The sequence below is a fragment of the Methylobacterium sp. E-005 genome (genome assembly GCF_022829725.1).
Lineage (GTDB): Bacteria > Pseudomonadota > Alphaproteobacteria > Rhizobiales > Beijerinckiaceae > Methylobacterium.
The window spans coordinates 1-606 of sequence record NZ_JAKSYG010000258.1; the positions used below are offsets into that span (position 1 = coordinate 1).

Sequence of the window (606 nt, forward strand, 5' to 3'; positions counted from 1 at the left end):
GCGGGACATGGCCCGCGACATCGCGCGGTCCGAGGAAGGCAAGACCTCACGACGCGAGCGCAAGAAGGTCGAGATGCTGTTTGCCCACCTCATGCGCATCCTGAAGCTGGACCGCCTCCGGCTACGAGGACCAAACGGAGCGAAGGACGAGTTCCACCTCGCAGCCGCCGCCCAGAACCTGAGGAAGCTAGCCAAGATCATCCCGGTCCCGCAGCCGAGCCCGGCTTGACCGGCAGGGGAAAACCCGGCCCGGGAACGAGGGCTCGCCCCGCCCGCGCTCCGATCTCGGCCGCCGACGAGTTTTTCAACAAAATTGACCCAACGCAGCCGCTGAAACCGCCTTGGGCGCTTCTCCAAAGCGGTCGTTCGTCTGATCGTCCGGTTATTTCGCTCCGGATGGGAGCAGACCTTGTGCCTTTGCCCCGGAGCGGACGTTCCGCAGAAGCCAGTCTACGACGTACCCGAGAGCGGACGTTCGTCGTCGCGTGGGTTCAGGTGGAGATACTTCGGATCAAACTCGGCGAAATCCATCAGCCGCGCAGCGTTGGGAATGCGCAGGCGCTTACTCCTCCATTCGAGCAGGCCCTGACCTCTCAGATCTTGAAG

The 606-nt window shown here is 63.4% G+C and carries 1 protein-coding gene; it reads left to right on the top strand.

Translation table 11 applies throughout. The annotated features are described in order from the left end of the window. Positions 1-229 (top strand): transposase (locus MKK88_RS33550; RefSeq protein WP_244008139.1); only part of this gene is annotated, 229 nt, incomplete at its 5' end. Positions 230-606 lie beyond the last annotated feature (377 nt).